The sequence below is a fragment of the Burkholderia sp. AU30198 genome (assembly GCF_020419825.1).
Taxonomy (GTDB): domain Bacteria; phylum Pseudomonadota; class Gammaproteobacteria; order Burkholderiales; family Burkholderiaceae; genus Burkholderia.
The window spans coordinates 17317-36740 of sequence record NZ_JAIZSA010000023.1 but is presented as its reverse complement, the minus strand read 5'-3'; the positions used below and the strand labels follow the sequence as shown (position 1 = coordinate 36740).

The window sequence follows — 19424 nt, the reverse complement described above, 5'->3', positions numbered from 1 at the left end:
GATAAAGCCCTGATTCGTCAGGGCTTTTCTTTTTTCTGCACATTTCCAAAGATGGAAATGGGTCGCCAAGAGTGGTAAAAAGTCGCCTCTAACCAACCAAAAACCGACGACAACCACCCGTCAATCGGCTAATTGGCAATCGAGGCGAGTTGACCAGGCATGGCGAACAAGCGACAGCGCCCCTCCGGGACGTGGGAATACACCATCAAGCGAGCGAAGCTTTTACCAAAGCCACTTTCGCTCACATTCGACACTGAGGAAGAGGGCGATGCTTACGTCGCCCGTCTTGAGCAGTTGCTCGACGCCGGCATCGTTCCGGAAGAGGTCGTGCAGCAGCATGATGCTATCGCGACAACCGGCGATGCCATCCGGGCCTATTTGCGCCGTGTCTCCGTCCCTGACTCCGACGTCCAGGTATTGAATGCACTCCTCGGCCGCGAGGCCACTAAGGCAAAGTCCCTCTCCACGCTCGACTATCGATGGGTCGAGCAATGGGTCGCGACCATGAAGCGCCGCGACCACCTCTCGCCGTCGACAATTCGCCACTATGTCGGTGCGCTCGCTCGCTGCTTAGATTGGGTCGTGAGGACTGGTATCGCGATGCGACTCCGCTTGCCTGGGCGGCGCTTTGCAAGGAGGCGAGTCCCAGCCTTCCGCTGCTGGCTCCGGCACTGAGGCGCCAGTTGCAGGAGTTGCCGTCGGTGCGCGATGGCCTCGGTCTGACGGAAAGACTCGCGCTGGAGACCATTCGCGACGGTGACGGGCTTGCCTGGTCACAGGTGTTTGCCGAGTTGAACCTGCGTCGCGATCCGCTGCCGTTCCTGGGTGACGCGATGTTCGATGCGATGATGCGCCCGTTGGTCGAAGGCACCTGTCCGCTGATCAAGGTGCATGACGAATTTCCCGAGCGAGAAAAGTGCATCGTCGGCCTGACCCCGCTTGGTGAGCAGGTGCTGCAAGGAACGGCGTATTGGCAGGATCATTGCGACGTGCCGCGCTGGGTCGGCGGTACGCAGATACTGCCGCGCAGTACCCATTGGGCCTTGGATGACGACTTCACACCGGTGCAGCGCCGTCGTTCTGACTGAGCATGCGCAATCGACTGATCACGGTTCGCGATAGCCCTGTCCGACCGGCTGCAATCACCTCGTCGCGGATGCGCACGTTTTTGTCCGGATGAGCGCAGGTGGCATTGATCCGGTTGCGTCGGTTGCATGTGTTCGGCGCCACGAGCGATGAAGTGGTGTCGGCCTGCAACGCGTTGCGGGGGCGGGTGACTCCTGCTCGTGCCTCCGGAAAAAAGCCCCGCTTCGGCGGGGCTTTTTCGTCTCACGCGTCGGCCCTGGCTCGGGCAGGTTCGGGAAGCCGTGCAATTCTCCCGAATGCTTTTCCGCGATGAGGTGGGCCGATGCCCGAAGCGCGCGACGATGCCGCTCAACCATCCACCGGCTGCGCCGGCGTGTCGAGCGTCAACTGATAGAACGCCGCGTCGAGCCATCGGCCGAACTTGAATCCCGCCTGCGTGATCGTGCCCGAGTGCACGAATCCCAGCTTCGTATGCAGTGCGACGCTCCCCGCATTGGTTGCATCGATGCAGCCGACCACCACGTGCACCTGCGCTTCCCGCGCGCGCCGGACCACTTCGCGCAGCAGCACCTCGCCAAGCCCGCGGCCGCGCTGGTCGCGATGCACGTACACGCTGTGCTCGACCGTGTACTTGAAGGCGGGAAACGCGCGGAACGTGCCCCAGCTCGCAAAGCCGAGCAGCGTGCCCGACGCGTCGACCGCGCCGATGACCGGGAAGCCGCCCGCACGCTTCGCCGCGAACCACGCAACCATCGCTTCAGGCGGACGCGGCTTGTAGTCGTACAGCGCGGTCGACGTCGCGATCGCGTCGTTCAGGATCTCGAGGATGGCCGGCGCATGCTCGGCCTCGCTGCAATCGATCAGGCGCACGTCGTCGCGCTGTTTCGGGGAATTCATAGAGGCTCCTGTGGGCAGTAAGTGAGTCGCGCGCACGGCTGCTGCGACGACGCGTTCATCAGAGATTCCGCACGCCGGCGGCGGCAGGCGCATCGCAGATCGCGACGACATAGCGCGCGGCCTGCGACGACGGATTGCTGAAAATCAGCGGCTGGTCGAGCCGCATGGCCAGACAGTCGCCTTCGTGAAGTTCGTGAAGCGCGTCGCCGAACGTGACGTCGACGCGGCCGCTGATGACCCACACCTGCTGATGCAGCGCGCTTTCGCGCCCGCCGCTGTCGTACGCGACGCGCGACCCGGGCGGGAAATCCACCTCGACGAGCTGGATCGGCGACGGCCAGCCAGCCGGGGAGAGGTTGCGGCGCACATAGCCGGACGCCGGGTCCCGCCATTCGGCCTGCTGCGCGCGGCGTGCCAGCGGCTGCGCGGGCGTGTCGTCCTGATCGCCGCCGAACAGCCCGGCCAGCGACACGCCGAGCCCGGCCGCGAGCTTGTCGAGCACGACAGCCGTCGGGCTGGCCGATGCGCGTTCGATGAGCGAGATCATCGAACGGCTGACGCCGGAGCGCGCGGCCAGCGCATCGAGCGTGTAGCCTCGAACGGTGCGCAGGTCGCGCACGCGCCGGGCGATGCGTTCGTTGATGCCGGTGTCGTCGGCAACGGTGATGGCTGATTCTTTCATGATGGATTTATTTTCCAGCAAACTGGAATTTGCTGTCAACGGGGCGGATGGTTGCCGGCCGACGTCTCGACGGAGTCCGAATGGCTTGCCCGGCAGTCGGGTGAAGCGTAATATACGAATCGACTATGTTTCGTTTAATTGGGGATATATGGGCATCATCAAGATTTCCGAGCACATGCACGAGCGGCTGCGCTCGACCAGCACGGCGCTGAGCCGCTCGATCAACGCGCAGGCTGAACACTGGCTGCGCGTCGGGATGCTCTCGGAACTCAATCCGGCGCTGTCCTACGGTGACATCTGCCGGATGCTGATCGAGGCCGAGGCGCGGGGCGGCGAGGTGGGGCCGGCGGAACCGGTCGAGCACGGCATCGAGCAGGTGGCGTAATGGCGAAGCGAGAAATCCCGATCCGCGGTGCCGCGGAAATCGCCAAGTCGCGCGAAGCCGCGAAGCTCGCGTCGCAGGTGCTGACGATGATCACCGAGCACGTGAAGCCGGGCGTCACCACCGACGAGCTGGACGTGCTCTGCCGCAACTACATCGTCGACGTGCTCGGCGCGATTCCCGCGAACATCGGCTACCACGGTTATCCGAAGACGCTGTGCACGTCGGTCAACCATGTGGTGTGCCACGGCATTCCGACGTCGCGGCCGTTGCGCGACGGGGACATCGTGAACCTCGACATCGCGGTGATCAAGGACGGCTGGTTCGGCGATACGAGCCGCATGTATTTCGTCGGCGAACCGAACGAGCTCGCGCGTCGGCTTGTCGCGACGACCTATGAGGCGATGCACGCAGGCATCCGCGCGGTGCGTCCGGGCGCAACGCTCGGCGACGTCGGCTACGCGATCCAGCAGGTCGCGCATCGCGAAGGATTCAGCGTGGTTCGCGAATACTGCGGGCACGGCATCGGCGATGTCTATCACGACGAGCCGCAGGTGCTTCACTACGGCCGTCCGGGCACCGGCGTGCCGCTCCGGCCGGGGATGATCTTCACGATCGAGCCGATGCTCAACGCGGGCAAGCGCGACACGCGCATGCTGGCGGACGGCTGGACCGTCGTCACGAAGGACCATTCGCTGTCGGCGCAATGGGAGCACATGGTCGTGGTGACGGAGACGGGCTTCGAGGTGCTGACCGAGGATGCGAAGCCGCAGGCGTTCCCGGCGCTGTCCGGCACGCACGCCGCCTGACGCCCGCCGCGCACCGCGAAGGGCGGTTGCGGCGGCACAGCGAAACGGGCCCCTTTGCGGGGCCCGTTTCGTTTTTGTTTTCGTTCGAGGTCGCGCGGCGCGATTCACGCGCGAACGCGGCGACCGGCTGCTCGGTGAAGGAGCGCGGCTTGGCCGCCGTTCAACCGCGCGCCTTTTGCCATGCGGATTCGACGAACACGCGGCACAGCGCTTCCATCCCCTGGCGGTCTTCGTCGTCGAAGCGCGCGGCGACCGGGCTGTCGACGTCCCACACGCCGATCAGCGTGCCGTCGCCGGCCACCAGCGGCACGACGATTTCCGATTCCGATGCGGCGTCGCACGCGATATGGCCAGGGAAGTCATGCACGTCGCGCACGACCTGCGTTTCGCGCGTCTGCGCGGCCGTGCCGCACACGCCTTTGCCGAGCGCGATCCGCACGCAGGCGGGCTTGCCCTGGAACGGCCCGACCACGAGTTCCGTCCCGTCGAAGAAGTAGAAGCCGGCCCAGTTGAGACGGTCGAGCGAGTGGTAGACGAGTGCGGCGAAGTTGGCCGCGTTCGCGGTCAGGTCGCGTTCGGACTCGACGAGCGCGCGCGCCTGCTCGACGAGCGTCGCGTATTGATCGGCCTTGGAGGCGTTGAGGTCGTTGGACAGCGTGAACATGGCGGGAAAGCGATCAGGGTTGTGGAATGCGCGATGCGCGTACCGCAGTCTACGGCACGCGCGCTCGGTTTGCAGTGCCCGGTTACGCGTGACGCGGCGCGCTCAATCGGGTTCGAGTTCGGCAAACCGCTCCGCCAGAAAGTCGAGCAGCGCGCGCACCGCGGGCAGCAACCCCCGGCGCGATGCGAACACCGCGTGCACGATCTCGCGGCGCGGCGCCCAGTCGGGCAGCACGGTTACCAATTCACCGCGCGCGACCTCATCGCGCACCATCATCGTCGGCAACTGCACGATGCCGACGCCCGCGACGGCCGCCGCGCGCAGCGCAAGCATGCCGCCCGTCACGAAGCGCGGCTGGTGATGGATTTCCGCGTGCGCGCCGTCGGGCCCGCGCAGCCGCCACACGTGCGCGGATTGCGGGACGCCGTGATCGAGGCTGGGCAGGCGCGCGAGATCGGCGGGAACGGCCGGTGCGCCGTGCTCGCGCAGCAGCGTGGGGCTTGCGACGAGGCACTGGCCGCGCTCGGCCAGCACGCGCAGCGCGAGATCGCTGTCTTCGAGCGGCGGCGGGCGCACGCGGATCACGACGTCGATCCCTTCGCCGACCACGTCGACGCGCCGGTTGGTCGCTTCCAGATGAATCTCGACGCGCGGGCACGCGACCATGAACGCGGCGACCATCGTGCCGACCAGCGAATCGAGCAGCACGATCGGGCAACTGACGCGCACGATGCCGCGCGGCTCCTCGTGCAGCAGCGCGATCGCCTCGTCGGCCGCATCGGCCTCGACGAGCATCGCGCGGCAATGCGCGTAATAGGTCTGGCCGACGTCGGTGACGGTGAAGCGGCGCGTCGAGCGCTGGATCAGCCGCATCCCGAGCCGCGCCTCGAGCAGCGCGATGCGGCGGCTCAGCTTCGACTTTGGCATGTCCAGCGCACGCCCGGCCGGTGCGAAGCCGCCGTGTTCGACGACCTGTACGAAGTAATAGAGATCGTTCAGATCCCGCGCTTTATCGTTCATGAAATGGAACGCTGAGTGCGATTTTGGCAGTCTACCGGATCGATCGTTCCACCACTATATTTCTACCCAGGATGCGAAACACGTGTTTCGCCGCAATTCGGAGAAGGCAATGAAGAAGATCCAGGGTGTGTACAGTGCGCCGCGCGGCCATTGGGTCGGCGACGGTTTCCCGGTGCGCTCGATGTTCAGCTACCAGTCTCACGGCGCGCACCTGAGCCCGTTCCTGCTGCTCGATTACGCCGGCCCGGCCACGTTCGAGCCGGGTTCGCCCTCGACGCCGCGCGGGGTCGGCCAGCACCCGCACCGCGGGTTCGAGACGGTGACGATCGTCTATGACGGCGAGGTCGCGCACCGCGACTCGACCGGCGCCGGCGGCGTGATCGGCCCGGGCGACGTGCAGTGGATGACGGCCGCGAGCGGGATCCTGCATGAGGAATTCCACTCGGAAGGGTTCACGAAGCGTGGCGGCCCGCTCGAAATGGTGCAGCTGTGGGTGAACCTGCCCGCCGCGGACAAGATGGGGGCGCCCGGCTACCAGACGCTGCTGAACGCCGACATCCCCGTGGTCGAGCTGCCGGACGGCGCGGGGCGTGCGCGGATCATCGCGGGTGAACTCGACGGGCGGCGCGGCCCGGCCCGCACGCATACGCCGATCGACGTGTGGGACGTGCGGCTCGTGGGCGGCAGCCATGCGCGGTTCCCGGTCGCCGAAGGGCGCACGCTCGCGGTGGTCGTGCTGAGCGGTACCGTGCAGGTGAACGGTGAAACGGTTGCCCGCGAAGCGCAGTTCGTGCAGCTCGGCCGCGACGGCAGCGACGTCGAGATCGAAGCGAACGGCGACGCGAAGCTGCTGATCCTGAGCGGCGAACCGATCGACGAACCCGTCGTCGGTTACGGGCCGTTCGTGATGAACTCGCAAGCGGAGATCCGCACCGCGATCGAGGACTTCAACAGCGGCCGTTTCGGCCAGATGCCGGCATGACGGACAGGCCCCGCGCAATGCGGGGCTTTTTTTTCGCGCGCGAGCGGTCGGTCGCGCGGCGCGTGCGCTTCGAGGCATAATCGACGATTGCCCCGCGCGCCGGCCGGCGCGCCTGAATCATCAGGACCGACCATGAACGCATCCGCATCCGCTGCATCCCCGAGCGCCGCCGATCTCGACTGGCGCTGGAAATCCTTCGACGCACTGACGGCGCGCGAAGTCTATTCGATCCTCGAAGCACGCAGCGCGGTGTTCGTCGTCGAGCAGAACTGTGTGTATCGCGACATCGACGACGCGGACCAGACCGCGTGGCACCTGGCGGCATTCGATCCAGTCGGTCGCTTGGCCGGCTATCTGCGCGTGCTGCTGCCCGATGCGCAGCACACCGACGTGCGCATCGGCCGCGTGCTGACGACCGCCGCGTTTCGCGGCGCGGGCCTCGGCAACGGGCTGCTGTCGCGCGCGCTCGAGCATATCCGCGCACAGTGGCCGGATACGCCGGTGAGCCTGCATGCGCAGGCCCACTTGCAGCGTTTTTACGGGGCATTCGGCTTCACGCCGAGTTCGGACGTGCACGACGAGGACGGCATCCCGCACGTGTGGATGAGCAGCGCACGCGCGTAATGCGCGATGCGCCGTGCAGCCGTCAGTGCGCGGCGTGTGGTGCTACCGGCGGCCGGGCTGCGCGCTGCGCCGCGGCCCGTTCATCGATCAGGCGGCCACGGGCGGACAGCCGCAGCCAGTGCCGCAGCGCGATCAGCGCACCGATCACGCTCATCATCGAGCCGGGAATCCACAGCAGCAGGCCGCCGATCTGCTGGTCGCGCAGCGGGCTCAGCCACGTGAACGCGCGGCCGCAGATCGAATAGATCGGATACAGCTCGTGCGGCGTGAAGAAGATCAGCGCGCCGAGCGCGATCTGCGGCGGGATCGCCGCGACGACGATCAGGATCCGGCGGCCCGGCGACAGCCGTGCGGGCGGCGCGGGACGCGGATCGACGATGAGCCACCAGAACAGCAGCCCGTCGATCACCATGCTCCAGTTCATCACGCGATAGAGACGCCAGTCGAGCATCGCGATGAAGTGGATCGGCGACAGCAGCCAGAAATAGATCAGCCCGACGAACAGCACGACCGCGACGACGGGATGGAACACCACGTCGAGCGTCGCGCGCACGGGCGCCCACGCGAGCGCGGGGCGCACGAAACGCTGCCGCCAGCGAAACGGAATGCCCGCGCGAATCGCCGCGCCCGGATAGGACAGCGCGATGAAGAACGGCCCGAGGTGGTGCAGCACGAGGTGCTGCGCGCGGTGCAGGAAGAACTCGTGCTCGAAGAAATAGTCGAGCCGCGTATGCAGCGCGATGTAGAGCGCCGTCAGCCCGAACCAGAACGAGAACTGCCGCAGCGGCGACACCTTCGCCTTCTTCACGCCGCGCGCGAACAGCACGGCAGCGGTCAGCACCGCGATCACCACGGTGGGCGACGGTTCCCACGGATCGAGCCAGTACAGGACGTTCATCGCGCGCGCATCACTTTGTCTGGGCCGGCGACTTCACGGCGAACGGCGCATCGACCGTTTCGCCGTCGGAGAACTTCAGGCGCAGGTGCACGGTGTCGCCCGGCTTGATCGCGTGCTTCGGCTCCTCCAGCATGAAGTGGTAGCCGCCCGGTGCGATGTCGACCTTGCCGCGTGCGGGGATCGTCAGCTTGTCGACCATTTCCATCTTTTGCGTCGAGCCGTTCGAGACGGTCTGGTGCAGCATCGCCATTCCGTAGTCGGGGCTGTCGACGTCGACGAGATCGATCGGCTTGTCGCTCGTGTTCACGAGCGTCACGTAGCCGCCGGCGGGCAGCTTGTTCGGCAGCCAGCGCACCCATGCGTTCTGCGCGGTGATCGCGCCGGCGGCATACGCGTGGGCGCCTGCGCACAGCGCGGCGAGGAGGGCGAGCGTCTTGAGGGTCGTTTTCGTTTTCATGTCGGGATGAATTCAGGTCGTGGAGGCGGTGTCGATGATCCGGCGCACATCGGCGGCGATGGCGTCGGGCGAGTCGCGGTCGGTCGCAAGCAGGCGGGCGCGGCCGCTCGCGTCGAAGATATAGACGGCCGAGCTGTGCGTGACTTCGTAGCCGCCCGACGGGTCGCGCTTTTCCATCTGGTACGCGACGCGATAGCGCTTCGCGAGCGATTCGATCTGGCGGTCGGTGCCGGTCAGCCCGCGCGCATGCGCGGCGTCGAATGCGGCGACATACGATTGCATCGCCTGCGGCGTGTCGCGCGCAGGGTCGACCGACACGAACAGGATGCGCACGTCGTTTGCCTGCGGGCCGAGCTTCGCCAGCACTTCCATCAGCCGCGCCATCGTTTCGGGGCAGACATCGGGGCAGTGCGTATAGCCGAAGTAGACGAGCGCGACCTGGCCGTGGAACGCATCGGCGTCGACGGGATGGCCGTCGCCGCCCGTCAGTGTGAACGACAGGTCGGGCAGGTGGCCGGTGACGTTGGTCAGGTTCCAGCGCGGCTCGTCGTGCGTGCACGCGGCGAGCGCCACGGCGGCGGCGAGGGCCGCGGCCGTGCGGATGAAGCGGGAGAAGCGCCGGTGCGGCGCGGTGCGGGCAGACGACATCCTGGGGCTCAATCGGACGGAAGGTTGACCGGCGGGCGCGGCGCCATGCGTCGCGCGGCAGGCGGTTGCGACTGTAGCGCAATTCGCGCGCCCGCGTCCTTTCGGAACCCGTAAGCTGCGGGCGAGCGGGGCAATATGTCGCAGTTGACGCGGGTGGCGGCGTGAGGCCCGCGATGCACCGGTTTCGCCCATCTCGATGCGCAGGCGCGGTAAGATGCGCACAATTCCATTCGCGCAGCGGCGGCCCGCGTTTGCCGGCCGACCCTCAGACTATCGAATCGATGCAATCCGTTCCGGCTTCCCTGTCCCTGACCGATACCGCGTTCTTCTTCGACTTCGACGGCACGCTCGTCGAACTGGCGCCGACGCCCGACAGCATTCATGTTCCGCCGTCGCTGCTGACGATGCTCGACGAGTTGCGGCGTCGCTCGCACGGTGCGGTCGCGATCGTGTCCGGGCGCGGCATCGACAACCTCGACACGTTCCTGAAGATGCCCGGCCTGCCGATCGCCGGCCTGCACGGCGCGGAGCGCCGCGATGCGAACGGCGACACGCAGCGCATCGGCTTCAACGACGAACGCCTGCTGCGCATCGAGCGCGAGCTGGCGGCCGTCGTCGACCGTCATCCGGGCATGCTGCTCGAAATCAAGGGCGCGGCCGTCGCGCTGCACTACCGCAACGCGCCCGAGCGCGAGGCGGCGGCGCGCGCGGCCACCGAGCGCCTCGTCGCCGATTATGCCGATGCGTATGTCCTGCAGCCCGGCAAGATGGTGTTCGAGATCAAGCCGAAGGGCGTCGACAAGGGGCGCGCGCTCGCCGCGTTCCTCGACGAGCCGCCGTTCGCGGGCCGCGTGCCGCTGTTCGCGGGCGACGACCTGACCGACGAGAAGGGCTTCGCGGTGGTCAACGCGCGCGGCGGGGTGTCGATCAAGGTCGGCGCGGGCGAGACGTCCGCCCGCACGCGGCTCGATTCGGTCGACGCGCTGCATGAGCAGATCGCGCGCTGGCTCGGCGCGGGGCAGCCGGACGCATGAGTCGCCTCATCATCGTTTCAAACCGCGTCGCGCCGATTTCGGAAGGCGAGCCGGCGGCGGGCGGTCTTGCGATCGGCGTCTACGATGCGCTGAAGGAGACGGGCGGCATGTGGTTCGGCTGGAGCGGCGAAGTCGTCGCTGCCGGTGCGCCGCAAATTCGTGTCGAGGAGCACGGGCCGGTCACGTTCGCGACCATCGGCCTGTCGCGGCGCGATTACGACCAGTATTACCGCGGCTTCTCGAACGCGACGCTGTGGCCCGCGTTTCACTACCGCACCGACCTGATCCAGTACGACCGTCACGAGTTCGAGGGCTATAGCCGCGTGAACGTGTGGCTCGCCCAGCAGCTCGTGCCGCTGCTGCAGGACGACGACGTGATCTGGGTGCACGACTATCACCTGATCCCGTTCGCGCGCGCCCTGCGCGCGGCTGGCGTGAAGAACCGCATCGGCTTCTTCCTGCACATCCCGTTTCCCGCCGCGCAGGTGCTCGTCAACGTGCCGCCGCATCGGGAGCTTGTCGAGTCGCTGTGCGCGTTCGACCTGCTCGGCTTCCAGACCGACCCCGACCTGCGCGCGTTCTGCGACTACGTCGAATCCGAAGCCGACGGCGTGATCGAGCGCGACGGCCGCCTGGCGACGGTGCGGGCATTCGGCCGGACGCTGCGCGCGGCCGCGTATCCGATCGGCGTGCATCCGGACGAGATCGCGTCGCTCGCGAAGGCCGGCGAGCACGGCAAGGCGGTGCGCACGCTCGCGACGTCGCTGCGCGGCCGCAAGCTGATCATGAGCGTCGACCGGCTCGACTACTCGAAGGGGCTCGTCGAGCGCTTCCGCGCGTTCGAGAAGCTGCTCGAGCACGAGCCGTCGCATCGCAATCGCGTGTCGTTCCTGCAGATCGCGCCGTCGACCCGCGCGGAGCTGCGCGCGTACCAGGACATCCGGCTGCAGCTCGAAGGGGAGTCGGGGCGTATCAACGGGCGCTTCGCCGAGCTCGACTGGGCGCCGATCCTCTATATCCATCGCCAGTACGACCGCCAGCTGCTCGCGGCGCTGTATCGGCTCGCGCGGGTCGGCTACGTGACGCCGCTGCGCGACGGGATGAACCTCGTCGCGAAGGAGTACGTATCCGCGCAGGATCCTGAGGATCCTGGCGTGCTCGTGCTGTCGCGTTTCGCGGGCGCCGCGCGCGAGCTGACGGGGGCGCTGATCGTCAATCCGATCGATATCGACGGGATGGCCGATGCGTTGTCGCAGGCGCTGACGATGCCGCTCGCCGAGCGGCGCGCGCGTTATACGGACATGATCGCGCAGCTTCGCGAGAACAACGTGTCGGTGTGGCGCGACAATTTCCTGCGCGACTTGCAGCACGTGTAACCGGCGGTTCCCCGTGCAATGAAAAAAGCCGCCGTGCGCGAAGCACGGCGGCTTTTTTTGTCGGCCACGGCCGGTGCGTCAGGCCACGCGTTCGCCGGGCGGCGTGCTGCCGTCGGGGGTGTGATGGCGGCCGTGCTGTTTCGCGAGCAGGTCGCGGTACAGGCCGGGGCGGTTGCGCAGCACGTCGGGCGGGCCGTCGTCGATCACCTTGCCGTTGTTCATCACGATGATCCGGTCGAAGTTGCGCAGCGTCGACAGACGGTGCGCGATCGCGATCACCGTGCGGCCGACCATCAGGCGGTCGAGCGCGCTCTGGATCGCTTCCTCGGAGGCACTGTCGAGCGCGGACGTCGCTTCGTCGAGCAGCAGGATCGGTGCGTCCTTCAGGATCGCGCGCGCGATCGCGATGCGCTGGCGCTGGCCGCCCGACAGCTTGACGCCGCGGTCGCCGACGATCGTGTCATAGCCTTCCGGCATCGCTTCGATGAATTCCGCGCAGCGCGCGTCGCGCGCGGCCGCGAGCACTTCGTCGCGGGTCGCCTCGGGGCGGCCGTACGCGATGTTGTCGTAGATCGTCCGGTGCAGCAGCGAGATGTCCTGCGGCACGAGCGCGATCGCCTGGCGCAGGCTGTCCTGCGTGATCGTCTTCACGTCCTGGCCGTCGACCTGCACGACGCCGTCCTGCGTGTCGTAGAAGCGCTGCAGCAGCGCGAGCACGGTCGACTTGCCGGCGCCCGACTTGCCGATCAGGCCGACGCGCTGGCCGGGCTCGATATGGAGGTCGAAGTGGTCGAGGATCGCGCGGCGGTGCGGATACGCGAACGTCACGCGTTCGAAGTCGACGCGGCCGCCCTTGGCCGACAGCGGCTGCGCATCGGAGCGATCCGGCATCCCGTGCGGCTCGAGCAGCGTCTTGACGGCTTCCGACAGGCGCGCGATGTGCTGCGTGACGTCGACCAGCGCGACCGCGAGATCGCGCGTGCCGTGCAGGATCGTGAAGCCGAGCGAGCTGACGAGCACGATGTCGCCCGACGTCGCGCGGCCCTGGTCCCACAGCCACAGCGCCCAGCCGAGCAGGCCGGCCGACAGCATCGCGGTGATCACCGCGTGCAGCAGGCGCAGCTTTTCGAGATAGAGCAGGCTCTGCTGGCGTGCATCCATCTCGGCCTTGACCGTTGCGCCGAAGCGTTTCTGTTCGCGCAGCGTCATCCCGAACGCACGCACGAGGCCCATGTTGCCGATCACGTCGACGAGCTCGCCGTCGACCGCCGCGGCCTTCGCCGCGAACGCATGGTGGCGGGCCGAGCCGCGCCCGGCGAGCTTGAACAGGATGACGGACAGCACGGCCGAACAGCCGAGCAGGCCGGCGGCCATCAGCGGATTGACGACGATGATCATCAGGATCGCGCCCATCACCGCGATACACGGCGGCAGCACGTTCCACGCCATCGTGTTCTCCGACGTGTAGACCGCGTTCGACGTGGCCGTGATGCGGCTCGCGAGCGTGCCGGGCTGCTTTTCGGCGTAGTAGGTGGGCGAATGGCCGATCAGGTACTGGAACAGGTCACGCCGCAGGTCGCCGGTGACCGCGACGAACGTGTGCGCGGCGAACCAGCCGCCGACGCGCCACAGCAGGTTGTCGGCGGCGATCAGCCCGACGAGCAGCGCGAACGCGCTCCACAGCGGGCCGGGGTGATGGCGCCCGGTCGCCAGCACGTCGATCAGGTGCTTGATCGCGTATTGCGAGCCGAGTGCACAGCCGACGGCGGCCAGCACGCTGCAGAGCACGATCAGGTGGGCGACGGGATGCAGGCGGATGTAGCGGAACAGGAACGCGATCGGTCGATGCGCGTAGCTCGACAGCTTCGCGTTGTGGGCGTTGCGCTGGGCAGGGGTGAGAGATTCCAAAATATGCGTGCGGTGATTCGGTGATTGAGCGTGGCGGCGGGATCGCAGGCCGGCGTTCGCCCGGACTGAATAATCCGGCATTGTAAACAAGGCCGCGTGTCGCGCTGCGCGAATCTTGCCTTGGCCAGGGGCTCGCGATCGATTTTGAGATAAAATCCGGCATCCCGTCCTGCCTCATGTGCCGGAATCACGCTGCCGGCAGTCACGGGTGCAAGGAACGCCAAAAGGGCCTTCCACTCTAGAACGGACACCCAAGTCCGCGGGTTGCAAAGTGTTGCGCCTTTGTAACAAAGTAAAGTGTTTGAAATGTTGTGCGCCGTATCAGGATTAACCCTAGATAATCGGCTCCGGGTTCGATTCCAGGTTTTTTACGAACCCCTGTCAACGGGTCTTCGTTTCAAACGTTCTATGCCTGTCGCGTCGCCGACGCTCCTTGAGCAGCGCGGGTTCGACGCCCCCGGCAGGCTGATTCGTCCGATCTTCGGACGAAATGCATCCAGCCCGGATCGCCGGCAGGTTGCCGACCCATACCTGGTTTTTAGCCGATTTTTTAGGAGTTACGCATGCGAATCGCCCAAATCGCTCCGTTGCATGAAGCGGTGCCCCCGAAACTGTACGGTGGTACCGAGCGAGTGGTGTCCTACCTCACCGAAGCACTCGTCGAGATGGGGCATGACGTCACGCTGTTCGCGAGCGGCGATTCGCAGACTTCCGCGAAGCTCGAAGCATGCTGGCCGCAGGCGCTGCGCCTCGACCCGACGATCCGCGACGTGATGGCCCCGCACATGCTGCTCCTCGAGCAGGTGCGCCGCCGCGCGGAAGAGTTCGATGTCCTGCACTGCCACATCGACTACTACCCGTTCTCGCTGTTCTCGCGACAGCCGGTTCCGCATCTGACGACGATGCACGGCCGTCTCGACCTGCCGGAACTGCAGCCGATCTTCAACGCGTTCAGCGACGTGCCGGTCGTGTCGATCTCCGACAACCAGCGCATCCCGCTGCAGCAGGCGAACTGGCTGTCGACCGTCTATCACGGCCTGCCGGAAAACCTGCTGACGCCGATCCCGAACGTGAAGCCGAGCTACCTCGCGTTCCTGGGCCGCATCTCGCCGGAGAAGCGCGTCGACACGGCGATCCGCATCGCCGAGCAGGCTGGCCTGCCGATCAAGATCGCGGCGAAGCTCGACAAGGCTGACCGCGCGTACTACGAAGAGAAGATCAAGCCGCTGTTCGCGCTGCCGCACGTCGAGTACATCGGTGAAATCAGCGAGTCCGAAAAGATCGAATTCCTGGGCAACGCGCACGCGCTGCTGTTCCCGATCGACTGGCCGGAGCCCTTCGGCCTGGTGATGATCGAGGCGATGGCTTGCGGCACGCCGGTGATCGCGTTCAAGCGCGGCTCGGTGCCGGAAGTGATCGACAACGGCGTGTCTGGCTTCGTCGTCGAAGACGAACTGTCGGCCGTCGCAGCGCTCAAGCGCCTCGATACGCTGCCGCGCGAGAAGGTTCGCGCTGCGTTCGAAGCCCGCTTCTCGTCGAAGGTGATGGCGCAGAACTACGTGAAGGGCTACGAGGAACTGCTGCGCCAGAAGCGCCGCACGGTGCTGCGCGAAGTCAACGCAGGCTGATTGCGGGCCGCCGCCGCGCTGCGGCGCGCGGCTTGCCATCGACGCCCCGTCCGGGTTCCCGGCGGGGCGTTGTCACATCCGCGGCGCGGATCTGTTGTATTCTCGCCGCGCCCGACGCCGCGAACGGCCCCCGAAGCGGCCCGGCATGCCATCCGGCCGTCTGTCCAGACGGTAATGTCCCTATAATGGCCGTGCCGTGAAATCCGGCCCCGCACGAATATCCAGAGGAGAGCAGTCTTGGCGAGAACGAAATCCACGCGCGCAGCGCCGGCCCCCGGCGCCGGTGTGATCTTCGCGTTGCGTGCGATCGGTCTCGTGCTGCTCGCGCGCTGGCTGTTCTCGATGTCCCAGATGGGCTATCGCTCGTCGCTGTCGGCGATGGTGTCGTCGCCCTGGGCGTTCGTCTACCTCCTGCTGATCTTCCTGCTGCTCGCGCTGCCGGGCGCCGTCGCGCGCGCCGAACGGCCGTTCCATCCGCTGCCACAGTGGCTGCGGCAGGCGCTGCGCGTGTTCGCGCTGATCGGTTTCCTGTTTGCCATCTGGTCGATCGGCATGTTCGTCTGGGTGGACGGCTGGCGCCTCGCGCTGCATGCGGTGACGGCGACCAATGGCTGGCTCGTCGCCGCACCGGCGCTTTATGCGGCGATCGTCTGGATCTGCCGTCCGCGGCCGCTGTGGCGGACCAACGTGGCCGCCCGCCGCTTCGCGGTCGGCCGTTATGCGATTTCGCTCGACGTGCTGACGCGCACCGCGATCGTCTGGATGGAAAGCCGCAAGGTCGGCCAGTACGATGCGCGCGAACTGTCGGTGCGCTGGCCCGGCCGGGCAGCGCCTGCCGCGGGCGATGGGGCGACGGACGGGCAGCCGGCCGCCGTGCCGCCGCGTCGCGGCAGCCTGTTCAATCGACCGAAGGTCGAACTGCTGTGGGATTCGCCGGCGGCCGTCGGCCATAACCGGCAGATCGTCATGCGCGCGCCGCTCGCGACCGAAGGCGACCGCGTCGCGGTGCTCGCGCTCGACGCCGCGCTCAAGCAGATCGTCTGACAAGTCCCGCGCACGGCGTGCGGGCGACAAGGAGGCGTGATGATCGTCCGTTGGATGCTGGCTGCCGTTCACCTGAGTGCGTTCGGCGTCGCATTCGCCGCGATCGCGGGGCGCAACCGCGCGCTGCGTCGGCTCATCGCGTCGGCGCAGGCGGCCGACTTGCCTGGCGTCTTCAAGGCGGATGCTGCGTGGGGGCTATCGGCGCTGGTGCTGATCGTGACGGGCCTGATGCGCGCGTTCGGCGGTTTCGAGAAAGGCGCCGCGTACTACCTGCACGAACCGCTCTTTCATCTGAAGATGACCGCGCTCGTGCTGATCCTGCTGCTCGAGGTCGTGCCGATGCTCGGGTTGATCCGGTGGCGCGTCGCCGCGCGGCAGCAGCAGATGCCCGATCTCGGCCGTGCGCGCACCTATGTGCGGATCGGCCATTGGCAGGCGGTGCTCGTGATCGTCATCGTGTTCGCCGCGTCGGGGATGGCGCGGGGGATTGGGGCGGCCGGCTAGGTATGGCCGGGTAGGTGCGGCCGGCTAGGCATGGCCGGGTAGTTGAGGCCAGCTAGGCATGGCCGGGTAGGCGCGGCCTGAGAGATACGGCCTGGGCGAGGCCGGCCAAGCCCGCCATCGCTACCGCCACCCTCATACGGATCCCGTTCGACGCGCGCAGCGTCTTCCTCCTGGCATCCCTCAGACCGGCAGCAGGCCGCATCGCTTCTCTCGAGTTCTCTCGATTCCGGCTCGACCGGGCGATCCTGCCGCCCGGTCACTCCCGCGCTCAGCGCGCGAGGCAGGGGCGCTTGTTGTTGAAGGTCCACCCCGGAATCAGGTATTGCATCGCTGCCGCGTCGTCGCGGGCACCGAGCCCGTGCTGCTGGTACAGCTCGTGCGCGACCGCAACGGCATCCATGTCGATCTCGATGCCGAGCCCCGGCCGCTTCGGCACGTCCACCATCCCGTTCTCGATCTTCAGCGGTTCGCGCGTCAGCCGCTCGCCGTCCTGCCAGATCCAGTGCGTGTCGATCGCGGTGACTTGGCCCGGCGCGGCGGCCGCGACATGCGTGAACATCGCGAGCGACACGTCGAAGTGGTTGTTCGAATGCGAGCCCCACGTGAGGCCCCAGTCGCGGCACATCTGCGCGACCCGCACCGAACCCTGCATCGTCCAGAAGTGCGGATCGGCGAGCGGGATGTCGACCGCTTGCAACTGCACCGCGTGACCCATTTGCCGCCAGTCGGTCGCAATCATGTTGGTGGCCGTCGGCAGCCCCGTCGCGCGGCGGAATTCGGCCATCACCTCGCGGCCCGAATAGCCGTTCTCCGCGCCGCACGGATCTTCCGCGTACGCGAGCACGTGATGCTGGTCGCGGCACAGCCGAACGGCCTCGTCGAGCGACCACGCGCCGTTCGGGTCGAGCGTCACGCGCGCGTCGGGGAAGCGCTCGGCGAGCGCCGTCACCGCCTCGATCTCGCTCGCGCCTTCGAATACGCCGCCCTTCAGCTTGAAATCGTTGAAGCCGTAGCGTGCGTGCGCGGCCTCGGCGAGCCGCACGACCGCCTCGGGCGTCAGCGCGGCTTCGTCGCGCACGCGCGTCCAGTCGTCGGTCGCGCCTCGGCCGTCGCGATAGGGGAGCGCGGTCTTCGTGCGATCGCCGATGTAGAACAGATAGCCGAGCATTTCGACACGCTCGCGCTGCTGGCCTTCGCCGAGCAGCGCGGCGACCGGCACGCCGAGATGCTGGCCGAGCAGGTCGAGCAGCGCGGCTTCGAGCGCGGTGACCGCGTGGATCGTCGTGCGCAGGTCGAAGGTCTGCAGCCCGCGGCCGCTCGCGTCGCGGTCGGCGAAAGTGCGCCGCACGTCGTTGAGCACCGCGTGGTAATTGCCGACCGGCTGGCCGACGACGAGCGCGCGCGCATCGTCGAGCGTGCGGCGGATGCTTTCGCCGCCGGGCACTTCGCCGACGCCAGTCCGGCCCGCGCTGTCCTTCAGGATCACGAGGTTGCGGGTGAAGAACGGGCCGTGTGCGCCGCTCAGGTTGAGCAGCATGCTGTCGTGGCCGGCGACCGGAATCGCTTGCAGGTCGACGATGCGCGGCGTGTCGTGGGAGGGCGAGGCAGTGACGGCGTTCATGGGCGGCGATGGCGAAAGAGTGGGCAATGCCGTGCGGCAAAAGCTTTGCCGCGCGCGGCGGGAGGTGCGATCATTCGACAACCGACATGCGCGGCACGCAAGCCCCGCAGGTCGACGCAACCCGAAACGGGGTGGGAGCGACAACCCGACCAGCGGAGCGCAGAACGCGAACGCTGGCTGATCGTAAGGCATGGGACCAGGCGGCGCTGGAATGCTCGCTTGAGTCGACAGGAGATCCGTGTTTCGATCATCAGTCGTCGGATGACTTGTGACGCAGTATAATGAATCATCGGCTTTCGCTCAAACCCCGCGTAAACCCTCGGCTCACATTACGATCATTCAAAAAGGAACCGGCCTCATGTCCGTGCCTACGCTTCCCGCAGCGCCGCGCCGTCGCGCACGCAGCCTCGCACAAGATGTCGTCGACGCGCTGACCGCGCAGATCGAAAACGGCACGCTGCGTCCCGGCGACAAGCTGCCGACCGAAACCGAAGTCATGGCGGCGCAGGGCGTGAGCCGCACGGTCGTGCGCGAGGCGATTTCGCGGATGCAGGCAAGCGGCCTCGTCGAGACGCGCCACGGCATCGGCAGCTTCGTGCTGGAGCCGTCGCGCCGCCAGACGCTCGGCATCGACCCGGCGACGATCACGACGCTGCGCGACGTGCTCGCGGTGCTGGAGTTGCGCATCAGTCTCGAGAGCGAATGCGCGAGCCTCGCCGCGCAGCGCGCGAACGATACCGACCTCGCCGCGCTGCGGCGCGCGCTCGACGCGATCGCGACGGGGGCGGGCGGCGGACGCGACACGGCGCAGCTCGATTTCCAGTTCCACCTGCAGATCGCGCAATCCACCGGCAACCGCTATTTCGTCGACATCATGACGCAGCTCGGCACGTCGATCATCCCGCGCACGCGCGTGAATTCGGCCCGCTTCGCCGGCGACGATCTCGAACGGTATGTCGGCCGGCTGAACCACGAGCACGAGGATATCTACGAGGCGATCGCGCGCCACGATCCGGAGGCGGCCCGCGCCGCGATGCGCACGCACCTCACCAACAGCCGCGAGCGGCTGCGCCGCGCGCACGAGGCGGCCGAAGCCGAGCGCGACACGCAGGCCAGCTGACGCGCCGGGCGGTGCGGCTCGCGTTGCCGCCGGCCCGGTC

The 19424-nt window shown here is 67.3% G+C and carries 21 protein-coding genes; 12 read left to right on the top strand and 9 right to left on the bottom strand.

Going from position 1 to position 19424, the window contains the following annotated elements; genetic code table 11:
* Window positions 1–159 precede the first annotated feature (159 nt).
* On the top strand, window positions 160–675 hold the full coding sequence (locus LGN19_RS34430; protein WP_226219705.1) for a hypothetical protein: 516 nt from the start codon (window positions 160–162) through the stop codon (window positions 673–675).
* A 26-nt stretch (window positions 676–701) separates the two neighbouring features.
* Window positions 702–1088 (top strand): hypothetical protein, encoded by a 387-nt coding sequence (locus tag LGN19_RS34425; protein ID WP_226219704.1) that lies wholly within the window; start codon window positions 702–704, stop codon window positions 1086–1088.
* Between the two features lie 346 nt (window positions 1089–1434).
* Here LGN19_RS34425 and LGN19_RS34420 read toward each other — a convergent pair whose 3' ends face one another.
* Both LGN19_RS34420 and LGN19_RS34415 read right to left on the bottom strand, forming a co-directional pair.
* Window positions 1435–1983: a GNAT family N-acetyltransferase gene (locus LGN19_RS34420; protein ID WP_122944855.1), complete on the bottom strand. Its 549-nt coding sequence runs from the start codon at window positions 1981–1983 to the stop codon at window positions 1435–1437.
* A 58-nt stretch (window positions 1984–2041) separates the two neighbouring features.
* Window positions 2042–2665, bottom strand: coding sequence for a helix-turn-helix domain-containing protein (locus tag LGN19_RS34415; protein WP_226219703.1), 624 nt, complete (start codon window positions 2663–2665; stop codon window positions 2042–2044).
* A gap of 148 nt (window positions 2666–2813) precedes the next feature.
* Between LGN19_RS34415 and LGN19_RS34410 the strand changes: the two genes are divergently transcribed.
* Both LGN19_RS34410 and map read left to right on the top strand, forming a co-directional pair.
* Complete coding sequence (locus tag LGN19_RS34410) at window positions 2814–3050, top strand: ParD-like family protein (protein ID WP_174960375.1); 237 nt, start codon at window positions 2814–2816, stop codon at window positions 3048–3050.
* A complete protein-coding gene (gene map / locus LGN19_RS34405; RefSeq protein WP_226219702.1) occupies window positions 3050–3856 on the top strand; it encodes a type I methionyl aminopeptidase in 807 nt (268 codons plus the stop codon). Before LGN19_RS34410 ends, map begins: the two co-directional genes overlap by 1 nt.
* A 160-nt stretch (window positions 3857–4016) precedes the next feature.
* Here map and LGN19_RS34400 read toward each other — a convergent pair whose 3' ends face one another.
* Together LGN19_RS34400 and LGN19_RS34395 are read right to left on the bottom strand one after the other, a co-directional pair.
* Window positions 4017–4520: a GAF domain-containing protein gene (locus tag LGN19_RS34400; RefSeq protein WP_174960307.1), complete on the bottom strand. Its 504-nt coding sequence runs from the start codon at window positions 4518–4520 to the stop codon at window positions 4017–4019.
* Between the two features lie 102 nt (window positions 4521–4622).
* Window positions 4623–5540, bottom strand: a complete 918-nt coding sequence (locus LGN19_RS34395; RefSeq protein WP_175221273.1) for a LysR family transcriptional regulator — start codon at window positions 5538–5540, stop codon at window positions 4623–4625.
* Between the two features lie 109 nt (window positions 5541–5649).
* Between LGN19_RS34395 and LGN19_RS34390 the strand changes: the two genes are divergently transcribed.
* Together LGN19_RS34390 and LGN19_RS34385 are read left to right on the top strand one after the other, a co-directional pair.
* The gene (locus LGN19_RS34390; RefSeq protein WP_122944861.1) at window positions 5650–6522 is read left to right on the top strand and encodes a pirin family protein; all 873 of its coding nucleotides are present in this window, start codon (window positions 5650–5652) and stop codon (window positions 6520–6522) included.
* Window positions 6523–6654: 132 nt separating this feature from the next.
* Window positions 6655–7146, top strand: a complete 492-nt coding sequence (locus LGN19_RS34385) for a GNAT family N-acetyltransferase (protein ID WP_174960301.1) — start codon at window positions 6655–6657, stop codon at window positions 7144–7146.
* A 22-nt stretch (window positions 7147–7168) separates the two neighbouring features.
* Here the strand turns inward: LGN19_RS34385 and LGN19_RS34380 are convergent, their stop codons facing one another.
* From LGN19_RS34380 to LGN19_RS34370, 3 genes are read right to left on the bottom strand one after another with little or no spacing between them, the layout of a single operon-like run.
* Window positions 7169–8044 (bottom strand): cytochrome c oxidase assembly protein, encoded by an 876-nt coding sequence (locus LGN19_RS34380; protein WP_226219701.1) that lies wholly within the window; start codon window positions 8042–8044, stop codon window positions 7169–7171.
* Window positions 8045–8054: 10 nt separating this feature from the next.
* Window positions 8055–8501 (bottom strand): copper chaperone PCu(A)C, encoded by a 447-nt coding sequence (locus LGN19_RS34375; RefSeq protein WP_122944864.1) that lies wholly within the window; start codon window positions 8499–8501, stop codon window positions 8055–8057.
* A gap of 12 nt (window positions 8502–8513) precedes the next feature.
* Window positions 8514–9149, bottom strand: coding sequence for an SCO family protein (locus LGN19_RS34370; RefSeq protein ID WP_122944865.1), 636 nt, complete (start codon window positions 9147–9149; stop codon window positions 8514–8516).
* Between the two features lie 281 nt (window positions 9150–9430).
* On the opposite strand from LGN19_RS34370, the gene otsB reads away from it, so the two are divergent.
* Both otsB and otsA read left to right on the top strand, forming a co-directional pair.
* Window positions 9431–10183 (top strand): trehalose-phosphatase, encoded by a 753-nt coding sequence (gene otsB / locus LGN19_RS34365; protein ID WP_122944866.1) that lies wholly within the window; start codon window positions 9431–9433, stop codon window positions 10181–10183.
* Window positions 10180–11559, top strand: a complete 1380-nt coding sequence (gene otsA, locus LGN19_RS34360; protein ID WP_122944867.1) for an alpha,alpha-trehalose-phosphate synthase (UDP-forming) — start codon at window positions 10180–10182, stop codon at window positions 11557–11559. Before otsB ends, otsA begins: the two co-directional genes overlap by 4 nt.
* A gap of 78 nt (window positions 11560–11637) precedes the next feature.
* Here the strand turns inward: otsA and LGN19_RS34355 are convergent, their stop codons facing one another.
* Entirely contained in the window at window positions 11638–13467 is a 1830-nt protein-coding gene (locus tag LGN19_RS34355; protein WP_226219700.1) for an ABC transporter ATP-binding protein, read from the bottom strand.
* Between the two features lie 563 nt (window positions 13468–14030).
* Here LGN19_RS34355 and LGN19_RS34350 point away from each other — a divergent pair.
* From LGN19_RS34350 to LGN19_RS34340, 3 genes are all read left to right on the top strand, one after another.
* Window positions 14031–15095: a glycosyltransferase family 4 protein gene (locus LGN19_RS34350; RefSeq protein WP_226219699.1), complete on the top strand. Its 1065-nt coding sequence runs from the start codon at window positions 14031–14033 to the stop codon at window positions 15093–15095.
* Window positions 15096–15332: 237 nt separating this feature from the next.
* The gene (locus LGN19_RS34345) at window positions 15333–16139 is read left to right on the top strand and encodes a hypothetical protein (protein WP_226219698.1); all 807 of its coding nucleotides are present in this window, start codon (window positions 15333–15335) and stop codon (window positions 16137–16139) included.
* Window positions 16140–16178: 39 nt separating this feature from the next.
* On the top strand, window positions 16179–16643 hold the full coding sequence (locus tag LGN19_RS34340; protein WP_226219697.1) for a DUF2214 family protein: 465 nt from the start codon (window positions 16179–16181) through the stop codon (window positions 16641–16643).
* A gap of 268 nt (window positions 16644–16911) precedes the next feature.
* Here the strand turns inward: LGN19_RS34340 and gudD are convergent, their stop codons facing one another.
* Window positions 16912–18264: a glucarate dehydratase gene (gene gudD, locus LGN19_RS34335; protein ID WP_089450171.1), complete on the bottom strand. Its 1353-nt coding sequence runs from the start codon at window positions 18262–18264 to the stop codon at window positions 16912–16914.
* Window positions 18265–18622: 358 nt separating this feature from the next.
* On the opposite strand from gudD, the gene LGN19_RS34330 reads away from it, so the two are divergent.
* Window positions 18623–19384 (top strand): FadR/GntR family transcriptional regulator, encoded by a 762-nt coding sequence (locus LGN19_RS34330; RefSeq protein ID WP_089450172.1) that lies wholly within the window; start codon window positions 18623–18625, stop codon window positions 19382–19384.
* Window positions 19385–19424 lie beyond the last annotated feature (40 nt).